The organism is Afipia sp. GW823-FHT06G09 (assembly GCF_058794875.1).
In genome coordinates, this window is the sequence record NZ_JBXAHF010000003.1 from 838,413 (window position 1) to 852,078 (window position 13,666).

Below are 13,666 nucleotides of genomic sequence, written 5' to 3' on the forward strand. Positions count from 1 at the left end.
TTGCGAGAGCCGCGAACGCGCTAGTACGTCTCAACGTGGTAGCGGCCACTCTCCCGCATCTTCGGTTTCAACGCTGACCAGTCGATCGACGCCGAGCGGCAGGCATCGGCGAACGCTTCATCAACGCCGGTCTCCATGCCCTTCAACCCGCAGATGTAGACATGGGTCTTGTCGTCACGCAGCAGCGCGGCGATCTGCGCCATCTCGCTGCGAATCCGATCCTGCACATACACGCGCGGCTGATCCGGCACACGCGAGTAGCAGAAATATTTCCCGAGCAGCTTTTCAGGCACTTTCTGCAGTGGGCCGAAATACGGCAATTCCTCAGGACGCCGCGCGCCGAAGAACAGCAGCAACCGTCCCGGTGCATCCGGCATGGCGCGGCGACGGCGCTCGGTAAAGCCGCGAAATGGCGCGGAGCCTGTGCCAGTGCAGATCATGATGATGTTTGCGGCGGGATCGTCCGGCATCAGGAAGGTGGCGCCGAACGGACCGGTGACTTCGAGCTTGGCGCCGCGCGGCAGATCGCACAGATAATTCGAGCAGACGCCGTTGTCCTCGCGCTTCACTGTGAGCGCGAGATTGTTGGTGTTGGGCTTCTCGCCGCCGCGTGGGCTTGCCACCGAATAGAGCCGTGCCACATGCGGCTTGCCGTTCTCATCGGTGCCGGGCGCGACGATGCCGATGCTCTGGCCCTCCAGCACCGGAAACTTCTGATCGCCGAAGTCGAGAATGATGTGACGCACGTCGGAATCTGCGTTGGCATCGGTGAGACGGAAATTTCCGGTGACCGTCGCCGTCGCCGGCTTGCCACGGTTGTAGAGATTGACCGTCGGCTTGCTGGCGGAATGCGGCGCGACCGGCTTGCCGCCGAGCCCCTTGCGGGCCTCTTCCAAAAGCCTTGAGACCTCGTCCTCAAGTGCCTCGACCGTGCCGCCCTCGCTAGATGCTGCTGCGACCTCTTCCTGCTTCGGCAATTCCTCCCACGAGAATTGCTCCTCAAGGGAGTAGGCCCGCGTCACCACGCGCCAGTTGTCGATCGATCCGGTGGGGCATGGTGAGATGCAGTCCATGCAGTGATTGCAGATGCTCGCATCGACGACATAGTTGTTGCCGTCATGCGTCACCGCATCGACCGGACATGTCTCTTCGCAGGTGTTGCAGCGAATGCAGATTTCCGGATCGATGAGATGTTGCTTCAGCAATTCCTGCGTCGGCGCATTCATAGGCTTCGTCCGTTACGCCGCGATCTTCACATATTCGAAGTCGCCGGGCTTGTTGTCGATACCGACCTTGGGAGGCGCAATCCAGTTCGCGAACTTGCCGGGTTCGGACACCGGCTCCATCAGCGAGGAAATGAAATCGCCGTCCGCCGTCGAGGGCAGATAGTCGTCGCGCACCTTCGCCCACTCGGCATCGGAAACAATGATGCCCTTCGGCGTCGCCTGCACATTGGCAAATTCGCCGATCTGGCGATGAAACGCGGTGTGCGGCAATTCGAGACGGAAATTCACGCCGGCCTTCTCGATCACCTTGTTCCAGCGCTCGACGCCCTTGGCGCAATCCTCGGTGTAGTCGTCGCGCAGCCGCATGTTGAGTGCGGTGAGCGCGGGCTCGTCCACCAGCGTGATCTTTCCATCGACCATCTTGAGCACCTTGTAGATGTCGTTGGTCAGACGATGATCGTCATCGATCTTGGTTTCCTGAAAGCGGCCCTTGAGGCCAGCATTGTAGAAGTTCGCGGCGTTGGTCGAGACCTCCGAACCGAACAGATCCAGCGACAGCGAATAATGCAGGTTCATCTTCTTCTGCATGGTCGGCAGATCGATGACGCCGAGCGCGCGGACCTTCTCGATATCGTTTGGATCATCGATGCCGGCGGCCTTCATCGCATCACAGGTGCGCTGGAGCACGCGGCTGACGCCGGTCTCGCCGACGAACATGTGATGGGCTTCTTCCGTCAGCATGAAGCGGCAGGTGCGCGACAGCGGATCGAAGCCGGACTGCGCCAGCGACTCAAGCTGCATCTTGCCGTCGCGGTCGGTGAAGAAGGTGAACATGAAGAACGACAGCCAGTCCGGCGTCGCTTCGTTGAACGCGCCGAGCATACGCGGCGCGTCCTCGTCGCCGGAACGGCGGCGCAGCAGATCGTCCGCCTCTTCGCGGCCGTCGCGCCCGAAATACTTCTGCAACAGATAGACCATCGCCCAGAGATGGCGGCCTTCCTCGACATTGACCTGAAACAGGTTGCGCATGTCATAGAGCGACGGCGCAGTTTTACCCAGATGACGCTGCTGCTCGACGGAAGCCGGTTCGGTGTCGCCCTGAATCACGACGAGGCGGCGCAGCATCGCGCGATATTCGCCGGGCACTTCCTGCCACGCCTTCTCGCCCTTGTGCTGGCCGAAATTCACAAGGCGCTGCTCATCCTGCGGCGCAAGCAGGACGCCCCAGCGATATTCCGGCATGCGGACGTAATCGAACTTGGCCCAGCCCTTCGGGTCGACACTGATCGCGGTGCGCAGATAGACCAGCGATTCCTGGAAGCCGTCCGGACCCATGTCGTTCCACCAGTCCAGATATCCCGGATGCCAGCCCTCCAGCGCTTTCAGCACCTGACGGTCTTCGGCGAGATTGACGTTGTTCGGGATCTTGGTGGTGTAGTCGACGTTCATGATGTTCATGGCGTGCTCTCCGTCAGGTTGCTTTGTCATTGCGAGGAGCGAAGCGACGAAGCAATCCAGCTTCTTTATGTGGCTCTGGATTGCTTCGCTTCGCTCGCAATGACGGCATTTAAATTTCTCAAACCCTCGTCATGTCGAACTGCGCGCGCTCGCCGGTGCCGTAGCGTTGCAGTGCGCCGTTTTCCCCCACCGCATTCGGCCGCTGGAAGATCCAGTTCTGCCACGCAGTGAGCCGCGAAAAGATTTTCGATTCCATGGTCTCGGGCCCGACGAAGCGCAGGTTCGCTTCCATGCCGGTAAGACTGTCAGGCGAGAACGACGTGCGCTCTTCAAGGAACACGCGCACTTCGTCGTCCCAGTCGATGTCGTCGAGCGCGAAGGTGACGAGACCCAGGTCCTCGGCGGTTTCGGCATCGAGCGCTTCGCCGATCTTCGCCTTCGCTGTCTCGACATCCGATGGATCGGCCTGGAAGCGCGATTCCAGCCGCGTCAGGCCGTGGCTCATCGGATAGGGACCGAAGTTCGCAGGCGAGAGAACAATCTCCGCGGGCGCGCGATTGTCGCCCTGCTTCTCGCCGATCAGCATGTAGGAGCGGTCGGATGCGAACACGAGTTCCGCCAGCGTGCCGACGAAGCAAGAGCCGGGCTCGACCAGCGTCACCAGCGTGCGCGAGGTGACATCGATGCGCTTGAGCACGCGCTTCCAGTAATGACGGATCTCGTTGACCAGCCAGTTGGCCTTGTTGGCTTCGAGGAACGCGTCATAGGCCAGCACCCGCGTGCGTTCGCCGACCGACTTGAACACCAGCATCGCGGTTTCAAGCTCATTGATGCGCAGATGCAGGATGGCGTCGTCTAGTTCACGCGCCACCTGAAGCGGCCAGAAATCCGCACCCTGCGCGGTCATGCCGACGACATCGGCGGGCGGATCGTTTTCGGGGGCCTTGATGGTGATGGTGGCGATGCGTCCCGTGCGATTGAGATCGACGCTGACGAAACCATAGCGGATGCCATCTTCGGTGAAGCTGCGCTTCAGCGGCGTCAGCGCGATGCCCTGCCCTTCGCCGTTGCGTTTGGATTTGTCGGCAAATTCCTTCGCGCGCTCCGCGACCTTGGCTTCCAGCTTGGAGTTGGAGACGATTTCATCCACCAGCCGCCACTGCACGGCGCGCTTGCCCTTGATGCCTTCCTCGATGGTGCAGAAGAAGTCGGCATGATCGCGTCGGACCTTGCGCTTGTCGACAACGCGGGTGAGCCCGCCGGTGCCCGGCAGCACCGCAAGCAGCGGCACTTCGGGAAGCGCGACGGCAGCCGAACCGTCGTCCGCCATGATGATGTGGTCGGCGGCGAGCGCGAGTTCATAACCGCCGCCGGCCGCGGTGCCGTTGACCACGCAGATGAAACGCTGGCCGGAATTCTCCGACGAATCTTCGATGCCGTTACGGGTCTCGTTGGTGAACTTGCAGAAGTTCACCTTGTGCGCGTGGGTCGAACCCGCGAGCATGCGGATGTTGGCGCCGGCGCAGAACACGCGGTTCTTGCCCGAGCGCAGCAGCACCACCTTCACTTCCGGGTGCTCGAAGCGCAGCCGCTGCACGGCGTCGGCGAGTTCAATGTCGACGCCGAGGTCGTAGGAATTCAGCTTGAGCAGGTAGCCCTCGAACAGGCCGCCGTTCTCGTCGACATCCATGGTCAGGGTGGCGACATCGCCCGCCACATCGAGTTTCCAGTGCCGGTACTTCGATGGCTCGGTCTGGAAATCGATGAAGGTCGCGCTGTTGGCGAGTTTTCGGTCTTCCGCGGCCATGGCTGTCTCTCGATCCGAGCTGAAATCTGAATTATAATGCACAATAGTGCAGGTTAAAGGACGCGTCCAGCTTTATATTGCACTCAACATGCACTTTTTTGCATGTCAGGCAGCCCGGCCCACGGCACCCTCCCCATGCAGGGACAGCAGTCGGTTGGCGAAATCCGCCGCGGCCCGGAGGGTGGGTTCGGGAGTCTCGCGATGGGGCGAATGGCCCGCGCCGGGAATGATCGTCACGTCCACCGGGCAGTAGCACTCGGCCTGCGCAATCTCGATGTGGCGCAGCGTGCCGTACTGATCGTCGGAGCCCTGGATGATCTCCACCGGCACGCGCACATAGGCGAGCGATTCCGAAATGTCCCATTCGCGGAATTTCGGATCGAGCCAGACATCGGCCCAGCCGTTGAACGCGTTGTCGGCATCCTTGTGCCAGCGCGCGAGCTTCGGCTTGAGGTCGCCGGTGTCGTAGTTCTGTTTGGTCTTCTTGATCGAAACCAGACCGAACTCCTCGACCATGAAATGCGGCGCGATCAGGATCACGCCGCGCACGCGATGATCCTGAATGCCGCCGGCATAGATCGTCGCGATCGACGCGCCGTCGGAATGACCGAGCAGCAGCCCGCGCCGGAAGCCGATGGCGTCCAGCACCTTCGGCAACACATCAAGCGCTTCGATCTCCATGAAGTTCAGCGGCCGCGGCAGTTTCGCCGGTGATGAGTTGCCGTAACCTGCGCGTGAATAAACGAACACACCGGCGCCCGTCGCAGCCTGCAGCTTTTCGGGAAAGTCACCCCACAGCCCGACCGAGCCGAGACCTTCATGCAGCATCACGATGGTCGGCGCCTTGTCGGGCATAGGCCCGATCATGCGATACTCGAGCTGCGCGGCGCCGATGGTGAGTGTGCCGGAGGGTTGCAGGATAGTCATTGGTTTTCCTCGTCGTTCCACTTCAGTTCGTCATTGCGAGGAGCACTTGCGACGAAGCAATCCCGTTTTCTTTTCTTAAGAGTGGATTGCTTCGCTCCGCTCGCAATGACAGGCTAGTGCCTCGCGCCGGCCCGCAGCTTGAAGCGCTGGATTTTTCCGGTCGCAGTTTTCGGCAACGACTCCACCACCTCGATCCAGCGCGGATATTTCCACGGGCCGATCTTCTGCTTGACGTGCTCTTTCAGTGCTCCGTTGAGATCACTGACCGACGCGCCCTGCTTCAGCACAACGAACGCTTTCGGCTTCAGGAGACCTTCGGAATCCTCGGCAGGCACGACGGCGGCCTCCGCCACCGACGGATGCGTAATGAGCGCGCTCTCCACTTCGAACGGCGACACCCAGATGCCGGAGACCTTGAACATGTCGTCGGAACGGCCGCAGTAGGTGTAACGCCCGTCCGCATCGCGGGTGTACTTGTCGCCGGTGCGGGTCCAGCCGCCCTCGAACGTCTGGCGGCTCTTGCTGCGCTGATTCCAGTAGCCTTCACCGGCCGAGGGAGCGTTGACGATCAGTTCGCCGACCTCGCCATCCGCAACATCCGCGCCCGCATCATTCACAAGACGCACCGTATAACCCGGCACCGGTTTGCCCGAGGTGCCGTACTTGATGTCGCCCGGCGCGTTGGACAGGAAGATGTGCAGCAGTTCGGTCGAGCCCACACCATCAAGAATGTCGACACCGAAGCGATCCTTCCAGCTCTGGCCCACCAGTTCGGGCAGCGCTTCGCCCGCCGAGGTGCAGACACGCAGACGTTTGGTACGCGGCTCGCTCTTGAAGCCCTCGTCGTTGAGCATAGCCGCGAACAGCGTCGGCACGCCGAAGAAGATGCTGGGATCGTGCTTGCGGATCAGTTCGAACATCACCTGCGGCGTCGGACGTTCGGGATTGAGGATCGTGGTCGCGCCGACCGACATCGGGAAGGTCAGCGCATTGCCGAGGCCGTAGGCGAAGAACAGTTTTGCCGCCGACAGGCCAACATCGTCCTCGCGGATGCCGAGCACCTGCTTGGCGTAGGTCTCCGCAGTCGCCTCCAGATTGGAGTGCAGATGACGCACGCCCTTCGGCATGCCGGTCGAGCCTGACGAATAGAGCCAGAAGGCGGGCTCATCCGGATGGGTGGCGGCGGTGACGAACTGATCGCTTTCCTTCGCGAGTTCATCCTTGAGCAGCAGATGCCCGTTCGCGTTTGCACCCGACACCACGACATGCTGCAAATCCGGCATGCGGCCGAGCACGTCCTTCACCACCGGCAGCAGCGCTTCCGAAATGAACAGCACGCGCGCGCGGCAATCCGCCAGCACGTAGGCATACTGTTCGGACGTCAGCAGGGTGTTGAGCGGCACCGGCACAATGCCCGCGCGGATCGCGCCCAGGAACACGATCGGGAAGTCGATGGTGTCGAGCATCATCATCGCGACGCGCTCTTCCCGCCGCACACCAAGCCGCTTCAGGAGATTCGCGAGCCGGCGCGTCTGCGCCTGCAACTGGCCATAGGTGATCTCGGACACCGGGTCCTTGAACACGACCTTGGCCCCGCGCCCTGCGTCGACGTTGCGGTCGAGCAGGTAGGCCACGGCATTGTATCCGCCGCCTGAATCGCTCATGACTTCGACGCTGGGCCGGTGCCCAGTCCACCCCTCACCCGCACGACGCTCTCCCTTGGATCGTTTTAGAATTATAATTCATATAAAGTCACCCCCTGAGCTTGCTGTCAACCTTTTCCGGCATTATGTTTCAGGTGCGCCCACGAGTCGAAATCGAGATGACCCCGCAGGTAGAGCCGGAAAGCCAGTTCCTTGAGCAGCTTGGACAGCGCGTCCGCACCATGCGCGCGCTGCGCGGCATGTCGCGGAAAACGCTCGCCAAGGTATCGGGAATCTCCGAGCGCTACATCGCGCAGCTCGAAAGCGGCAAGGGCAACGTCTCCATCGTGCTGCTGCGCCGGGTCTCCGCGGCGATGGGCGCGCATGTCGAGGACCTGATCCCGACCGCGGACACAACGCCCGACTGGCTGGTGATCCGCGATCTGATGCGAACGGCGACGCCGCAGCAGATCGCGCAGGCCAAGGAAGCCCTGTCCGGCAACGGCGCGGCGCGCGGCAACACCTTCGCCGGCATCGCGCTGATCGGATTGCGCGGCGCAGGCAAATCGACGCTCGGCAAAATGCTGGCGAAGAAAATCGGCTGGACCTTTGTCGAGCTGAACAAGGAGATCGAGAAGCAGAACGGCCTCTCGGTCGCCGAGATCATCGCCCTCTACGGCCAGGAAGGTTTCCGCCGCATGGAGCAGGCGGCGCTGGCGCAACTGCTCGCACGCAAGGAGCCGATCGTGCTGGCGACCGGCGGCGGCATTGTCTCCGAGCCGGTCACGTTCGATCTGGTGCTGTCGTCGTTCTATACGATCTGGCTGAAGGCCAAGCCGGAAGAGCATATGGGGCGCGTGCGCAAGCAGGGCGATCTGCGGCCAATGGCGGACGATCGCTCCGCCATGCAGGAGCTGCGCACCATCCTGCTCAGCCGCGAGCCGCTCTATGCGCGCGCCTCGGCGCAGGTCGACACCGCCGGGCTCGATGTCGAGGAAGCCGCGAAACGCCTCGCCGACACCGTCGCGCCGCTGCTGGCCAAGGAACCGATCACCTTCGCGCCGCGCGCCGTCGCCGCGCAATGAGCGGCGTCCTCGACCTTGCATCACCTGTGACCGTCGCAACGGCGGCGGCACAAACACTGGCGGATCTGCTCGGCGCCCGCGGACTCGACGCGGCGAACATGGTTGCGATCCGCAACACGCTGCACATCGACGACATGTCGAGCGACTTCCGCACCCTTGCCGATGTGATTGACGCCAACGCGCTGCCGATGCTCGACCGCATGCAGGATGGCCCGCGCATTCCGCACAATGCATTGGTGCTGTCGTTCGCTGCGCTAGATGATGCTCGCGCGCGGCTGACCGGCTTCCGCCGCTTCCTGATGCGGCGCGAGGGCATCGTGCCGACGGACATTGTCTATGATTACGACGCCGCGCATTTGCTGCACGCGTTCATTGCGCGCGCTCATGCACCTGTTTTTTATGATGCGTTCGATGAGGATGGGCTGACCGATCTGATCGGCACGCTTGTGGTGCAGTGGCCGCAGCCGCTGGAGCGGGACATTGTCGAAGCGAGTGATGCGGGACTGGTGGTAGTCACTTAGCGTCGTCATTGCGAGCGAAGCGAAGCAATCCACTCTTAACTTTCGAAAGATGGATTGCTTCGTCGCAAGCGCTCCTCGCAATGACGGTCCTAAACCCCCAGATGCTGCTCCAGCAGATCCTGCTTCTGCGCCAGCTCGGCAGGCGTGCCGTCAAACACCACCGTGCCTTTCGACAGCATCACCATGCGGTCGGCGATCCGCGACAGCGAGCGGAAATCCTTATCGACCACAATGGTCGCGACGCCTTCACTGCGAATGATGCCGAGCGTCTTCCAGATGTCTTTCGCCACCAGCGGGGCGAGCCCTTCGGTCGCTTCGTCGATCAGGATCAGATCGGGATTGGTCATCAGCGCGCGTCCGATGGTCAGCATCTGCTGCTCGCCGCCGGACAGTTGATGGCCGCCATTGGTGCGGCGCGCATGCAGACGCGGAAACAGCTCGTAGATTTTCTCCAGCGTCCATACCCTGCGTCCGTCGACGCCGGGGCGCGCGGCCATCACGAGATTCTCCACCACCGACAGCGAGCCGAACACGCCGCGGCCTTCCGGCACCAACGCCACGCCCGCGCGCGCGATTGTCTCGGGCGCGGCCCGCATGATGTCGCGGCCGTTGAGCGTGATCTGCCCGCGCCGGTCAGCGAGGAGTCCCATCAGCGAACGCAGCAGCGTGGTCTTGCCCATGCCGTTGCGGCCGAGCAGCGCCACCTGTTCGCCGCGCGCAATCGACAACCCGACGCCGTGCAGCACCTGGCCCGCGCCGTAAAACGCTTCGAGTTTCTGGACATCAAGCAACGCGCTCATGCCGCGTCCTCCTCAACGCCGAGATAGGCGAGCCGCACCGCCGGATCGGTGCGGACATCCTGCGGCAGGCCGCTGGCGATGACATGACCGTCCGCCATGACAGTCAATCGATCCGCCAGCTCAAAGACCGCATCCATGTCGTGCTCGACCACCAGCACGGCGCGCCCCCTCTTCAGCGACGCAATCAGATCGACCACCTTGCGCGCTTCCGACTGCCCCATGCCGGCCAGCGGCTCGTCGAGCAGGATGATGCGCGGCTGCGTCGCCAGCACCATGGCGATCTCGAGCTGCCGCTGCTCGCCGTGGCTCAAATGCATCGCCGTCATCTGCGCGCGCGCCGAAAGCCCCGCCTGCTCCAGCGCCTCGCGGGTGCGACGGTTGACGTCCGCATCGGAGAACACGTCGCCAAACATCTTCAACGGTGATGCGGCATGCGCCTGCGCCGCCAGCCGAACGTTTTCCTGCGCACTGAACTGCTGGAAGATCGTGGTCTTCTGATACGAACGGCCCAGACCCGCACGGGCGCGGCGGTCTGGCGCAAGCCGCGTAATGTCGTCCTGACCCAGCATGATCTCGCCTGCGCTCACGGAAAGGTCACCGGACAACAGATTGATCAGCGTCGATTTGCCCGCACCGTTCGGCCCGATCACGGCGTGAATTTCACCGGTGTGAACGTCGAGCGACACATCGGACACGGCGGTGAGACCGCCGAAATGTTTCTTCAGGCCGACGGCCCGCAGCGCGACGGAGGAAGCATCAGTCATGATCAGCCTCCCACTTTGTCGTCATTGCGAGCGGAGCGAAGCAATCCAGAAACATCTGACATGGGGCTGGATTGCTTCGTCGCTGCGCTCCTCGCAATGACGGGAGATGCTTCCTTTTCCGGTAGCACCATCCTCAGCACATCGCGCACGCCGTTGGGCAGCACCAATACGATCAGAATGACGATCAGTCCTTCGGCGAGCTTCCAGTGTTCCGTCGTCGCCTTGAGAACTTCCTCAAGCCCGATCAGAACCAGCGCGCCAACCAGAGGCCCCACGACCGAGCGTTGGCCACCGATCAGCACCATCACCAGCACCGTGGCCGACAGATGCCAGCCCAGCATCTGCGGCGCGACAAAGCCGAACTGCGCCGCAGCGAAGTATCCGGCGACACCGGCAATCGCGCCCGAGATCACGAATGCCGTTAGCCGCACACGAAACACCGGAAAGCCGAGCGCACGGGCGCGGCGCTCATTGTCGCGGGCCGCCGCCAGCGCGTGACCGAACGGCGAACGCACGATCATGGTCAGGAGCGCGATCACCGCCACCAGAACAGCGAGGATAACGAAATAGTAGGTCAGCGGCTTTTCGAGATCGAGCAGGGTGATGTTGCCGAGCATCATCGACGGCTTGTTATAGATAAACGCGCCGTCAGAGCCGCCAGCGAACTTGCTGTCATGAAACAGGAAGAACAGCATTTCTCCGAATGCCAGCGTCACCATGATGAAGTAGATGCCACGCGTGCGCAGCGCCAGCGAACCGATTACCGCGGCAGCACCCGCGGAAGCTACCACCGCAAGCGGCAGCGTCCACCACAGCGAGACTGGATCGTATTTCGGGGAGGCCAGCGCCAGCACATAGCCTGCGATGCCGAAGAACGCAGCGTGGCACAGGCTCACAAGACCTCCGTAGCCGACCACGAGATTGAGCGACATCGCCAGGATGCCCATGATCAGCGCCTTGCTGACGAACTGAACGTAATAGGTTGGCGCGACGAACGGCAGCGCGATCGCCAGCGCGAGCAGCGCACCCGGCAACAGCCACACACGCGGATTGCGTCGCACTTTCTCGTCCATGCGGATCATACCTCCCGCCGGCCGAGAATGCCGTTCGGGCGCCACAGCAACACCGCCGCCATCAGCAAATAGATCAGGACGCTGGACACGCTCGGGAAGAACACTTTTCCGAACGTGTCGGTGAGGCCGATCAGGAGCGCGCCAATCGCAGCGCCCCCAATCGAGCCGATGCCGCCGAGCACGACGACAACGAACGAAAGGATAAGCATGCTGTCGCCCATGCCGGGATAGACGGTCGAAACCGGGGCGACGACGATGCCGCCGAGTGCCGCCAGCGCGATGCCCACCGCGAAGACGTAGCGATTCACAGTGTCGAAGTTGATCCCAAGGGTGCGCGTCATCTCGCGGTTCTCAGCGCCCGCCCGCACGATCATGCCGATTTTGGTGCGCGTAATGACAAGATAGATGATGGCGGCCGCAACCAGACAGAAGCCACAGATCGCGAGACGATAAACCGGGTATGACAGGTTATCAGTGAGCTGGATCGCTCCGCGAAGCCCTTCCGGCGGCAGCACCGAATGCACGTCCTTGCCAAACAGCAGTTGCCTGACTTCGTCGATGACAAGAATCAGACCGAACGAGAGCAGCACCTGGGCCAAATGATCGCGGCCGTAAAGCCTGCGGATGAAAACGTTCTCGAGCAACAGCCCCACGACGAAGGCGATGGCGACACCGGCAACAAGAGCGACCCAGAAGCTGCCGGTATAGGCCGCGATCCAGTAGGCGAGATAAGCGCCCAGCATGTAGAACGCGCCGTGGGCGAGATTGATGACGCCGAGAATGCCGAACACCAGCGTCAGGCCGCTGGCGACCAGAAACAGGACCATCCCATACTGAATGGCATTCAGAAGCTGAACGCCGAGGGTTACGAGGTCCATTTAATATGTCCCGTCAGAAAAAGCGGCATGAACTACACACACGATGTCGTCCCCGCGAAGGCGGGGACCCATACTCCCTGAATCCGAGCCTCCCGCAAACATGCTGATGGGGATTCTGTGCGAAATATCAAACATAGTGGTTATGGGTCCCCGCCTTCGCGGGGACGACATCGGGAGAGGAGCCCGGTGGCTCTTTTATGTGCGCCGACCCGCTCGCGCCTCACGCCATCTTGCAGCCACGTGCCGGATCATCTACCGCGCTTTGCGCAATCGACACCAGTTCATTGCGGCCGTTACGCACCTCGCGCAGATAGATGTTCTGGATCGGGTTATGCGCCTTGTTGAAAGACAGCGGCCCGCGCGGGGAATCGATCTTCGCCGCGCCCATCGCTGCGATCATCTTGTCCTGCGCCTTGGCATCGCCGCCAACCGCCGTGAGGCCGATATCAAACAACGCCGCCGCGTCGTAGCCCTGCACCGCATAGATATCGCCATCGAGACCCGTTTTGGCCTTGAACGCTTTCAGGAACGCGAGGTTCGCCGGATTATCGAGATTGTCCGCGTAGTGCAGCGTGGTCTTGATGCCGTTGGCCGCTTCGCCCTGCGCCTGAATCGTGCCGTCGGTGAGGAAGCCCGCACCGTAAAGCGGAATGGTCTTGTTGAGACCAGCTGCCGCGTAGTCCTTGACGAACTTCACCGCGCCGCCGCCGGCGAAGAACGAGAACACCGCGTCCGGCTTCAGGGTGGCGATGCGCGTAATCAACGCCTGGAATTCCACCTCAGGGAACGGCAGCGTCAGATCCTCGACGATCTTGCCGCCGGATTTGGTGAAGTTCTCCGAGAACGCACTGATCATTTCCGCGCCGGCGGTGTAGCGCCAGGTGATGGTGACGACGTTCTTGATGCCTGCGTCGACCAGCACCTTGCCGGCGGGATAGGTCGTCTGCCAGTTCGAGAACGAGGTGCGGAATACGTTCGGCGAGCACAATGCGCCGGTGGCGTCGTTGGCGCCGGCGTTCGGAATGATGAGCATGGTTTTGGTATCGCGGGCCACCTTCACCATCGCCATGGCAACACCGGAATGCACCGTGCCGACCACGACATCGACCTTCTCGCGCCCGACCAGGCGATTCATGTTGTCGGTCGCCGCCTCGGGCTTGGATTCGTCGTCCACCTTGATGAACTGCACCTCACGGCCGCCGAGCTTGAGGCCTTTCTGCTGATAGTAAAGCTCAAAACCATTGTCGATGAACTGGCCGAGCTTCGCGAACGTGCCGGTATAGGGCAGCATCAGGCCGACCTTCAGCGGTGCATTCTGCGCAATCGCGGGACTGAACAGGCGCGGCGTCACGGCAAGCGTTGCGGCTCCCGCAGCACCGGATAACAGTGCCCTGCGGCTCACCTTCATGATCTTCGACATTGGCGTCTCCCTCCCGTTTTTATGTTTGAATCCGATTGCAGCACGCATGGCCTGCCGGTTTCAA

12 protein-coding genes are annotated in these 13,666 nt (G+C 62.0%); 2 read left to right on the forward strand and 10 right to left on the reverse strand.

What is annotated here, in order from left to right; genetic code table 11:
* Positions 1 to 20: 20 nt before the first annotated feature.
* The 5 genes from boxA to AC1Q67_RS16590 form a co-directional block, all read right to left on the reverse strand.
* Entirely contained in the window at positions 21 to 1,226 is a 1,206-nt protein-coding gene (boxA, locus tag AC1Q67_RS16570) for a benzoyl-CoA 2,3-epoxidase subunit BoxA (protein ID WP_492236396.1), read from the reverse strand.
* 12 nt (positions 1,227 to 1,238) lie between these two features.
* Positions 1,239 to 2,684 carry a benzoyl-CoA 2,3-epoxidase subunit BoxB gene (boxB, locus tag AC1Q67_RS16575; protein WP_492236397.1) on the reverse strand — a complete coding sequence of 482 codons (1,446 nt, stop codon included), beginning with the start codon at positions 2,682 to 2,684 and terminating at the stop codon, positions 1,239 to 1,241.
* Between the two features lie 118 nt (positions 2,685 to 2,802).
* Positions 2,803 to 4,491: a 2,3-epoxybenzoyl-CoA dihydrolase gene (gene boxC, locus AC1Q67_RS16580; RefSeq protein WP_492236398.1), complete on the reverse strand. Its 1,689-nt coding sequence runs from the start codon at positions 4,489 to 4,491 to the stop codon at positions 2,803 to 2,805.
* 105 nt (positions 4,492 to 4,596) lie between these two features.
* Positions 4,597 to 5,418 (reverse strand): alpha/beta fold hydrolase, encoded by an 822-nt coding sequence (locus tag AC1Q67_RS16585; protein ID WP_492236399.1) that lies wholly within the window; start codon positions 5,416 to 5,418, stop codon positions 4,597 to 4,599.
* Positions 5,419 to 5,531: 113 nt separating this feature from the next.
* Positions 5,532 to 7,082, reverse strand: a complete 1,551-nt coding sequence (locus AC1Q67_RS16590) for a benzoate-CoA ligase family protein (RefSeq protein ID WP_492236400.1) — start codon at positions 7,080 to 7,082, stop codon at positions 5,532 to 5,534.
* Positions 7,083 to 7,240: 158 nt separating this feature from the next.
* On the opposite strand from AC1Q67_RS16590, the gene AC1Q67_RS16595 reads away from it, so the two are divergent.
* Together AC1Q67_RS16595 and AC1Q67_RS16600 are read left to right on the forward strand one after the other, a co-directional pair.
* Complete coding sequence (locus AC1Q67_RS16595) at positions 7,241 to 8,146, forward strand: helix-turn-helix transcriptional regulator (protein ID WP_492236401.1); 906 nt, start codon at positions 7,241 to 7,243, stop codon at positions 8,144 to 8,146.
* Positions 8,143 to 8,667 carry a hypothetical protein gene (locus AC1Q67_RS16600; protein ID WP_492236402.1) on the forward strand — a complete coding sequence of 175 codons (525 nt, stop codon included), beginning with the start codon at positions 8,143 to 8,145 and terminating at the stop codon, positions 8,665 to 8,667. Before AC1Q67_RS16595 ends, AC1Q67_RS16600 begins: the two co-directional genes overlap by 4 nt.
* Before the next feature lie 89 nt (positions 8,668 to 8,756).
* On the opposite strand, the gene AC1Q67_RS16605 is transcribed toward AC1Q67_RS16600, so the two are convergent.
* The 5 genes from AC1Q67_RS16605 to AC1Q67_RS16625 form a co-directional block, all read right to left on the reverse strand.
* Positions 8,757 to 9,467: an ABC transporter ATP-binding protein gene (locus AC1Q67_RS16605; protein WP_492236403.1), complete on the reverse strand. Its 711-nt coding sequence runs from the start codon at positions 9,465 to 9,467 to the stop codon at positions 8,757 to 8,759.
* Entirely contained in the window at positions 9,464 to 10,231 is a 768-nt protein-coding gene (locus AC1Q67_RS16610; RefSeq protein ID WP_492236404.1) for an ABC transporter ATP-binding protein, read from the reverse strand. The genes AC1Q67_RS16605 and AC1Q67_RS16610 overlap by 4 nt, the downstream gene beginning before the upstream one ends.
* A gap of 2 nt (positions 10,232 to 10,233) precedes the next feature.
* Positions 10,234 to 11,304 carry a branched-chain amino acid ABC transporter permease gene (locus AC1Q67_RS16615; protein ID WP_492236405.1) on the reverse strand — a complete coding sequence of 357 codons (1,071 nt, stop codon included), beginning with the start codon at positions 11,302 to 11,304 and terminating at the stop codon, positions 10,234 to 10,236.
* Positions 11,305 to 11,309: 5 nt separating this feature from the next.
* Positions 11,310 to 12,182, reverse strand: a complete 873-nt coding sequence (locus AC1Q67_RS16620; protein ID WP_492236406.1) for a branched-chain amino acid ABC transporter permease — start codon at positions 12,180 to 12,182, stop codon at positions 11,310 to 11,312.
* Between the two features lie 220 nt (positions 12,183 to 12,402).
* Positions 12,403 to 13,602 carry an ABC transporter substrate-binding protein gene (locus AC1Q67_RS16625; protein ID WP_492236407.1) on the reverse strand — a complete coding sequence of 400 codons (1,200 nt, stop codon included), beginning with the start codon at positions 13,600 to 13,602 and terminating at the stop codon, positions 12,403 to 12,405.
* Between the last annotated feature and the right edge of the window lie 64 nt (positions 13,603 to 13,666).

Excerpts from the sequence above, each read along its gene's own strand:
- boxA (WP_492236396.1), bottom strand. The coding sequence starts at position 1,226 with ATGAATGCGCCGACGCAGGAATTGCTGAAGCAACATCTCATCGATCCG.
- boxB (WP_492236397.1), bottom strand. The coding sequence starts at position 2,684 with ATGAACATCATGAACGTCGACTACACCACCAAGATCCCGAACAACGTC.
- boxC (WP_492236398.1), bottom strand. The coding sequence starts at position 4,491 with ATGGCCGCGGAAGACCGAAAACTCGCCAACAGCGCGACCTTCATCGAT.
- AC1Q67_RS16585 (WP_492236399.1), bottom strand. The coding sequence starts at position 5,418 with ATGACTATCCTGCAACCCTCCGGCACACTCACCATCGGCGCCGCGCAG.
- AC1Q67_RS16590 (WP_492236400.1), bottom strand. The coding sequence starts at position 7,082 with ATGAGCGATTCAGGCGGCGGATACAATGCCGTGGCCTACCTGCTCGAC.
- AC1Q67_RS16595 (WP_492236401.1), top strand. The coding sequence starts at position 7,241 with ATGACCCCGCAGGTAGAGCCGGAAAGCCAGTTCCTTGAGCAGCTTGGA.
- AC1Q67_RS16600 (WP_492236402.1), top strand. The coding sequence starts at position 8,143 with ATGAGCGGCGTCCTCGACCTTGCATCACCTGTGACCGTCGCAACGGCG.
- AC1Q67_RS16605 (WP_492236403.1), bottom strand. The coding sequence starts at position 9,467 with ATGAGCGCGTTGCTTGATGTCCAGAAACTCGAAGCGTTTTACGGCGCG.
- AC1Q67_RS16610 (WP_492236404.1), bottom strand. The coding sequence starts at position 10,231 with ATGACTGATGCTTCCTCCGTCGCGCTGCGGGCCGTCGGCCTGAAGAAA.
- AC1Q67_RS16615 (WP_492236405.1), bottom strand. The coding sequence starts at position 11,304 with ATGGACGAGAAAGTGCGACGCAATCCGCGTGTGTGGCTGTTGCCGGGT.
- AC1Q67_RS16620 (WP_492236406.1), bottom strand. The coding sequence starts at position 12,182 with ATGGACCTCGTAACCCTCGGCGTTCAGCTTCTGAATGCCATTCAGTAT.
- AC1Q67_RS16625 (WP_492236407.1), bottom strand. The coding sequence starts at position 13,602 with ATGTCGAAGATCATGAAGGTGAGCCGCAGGGCACTGTTATCCGGTGCT.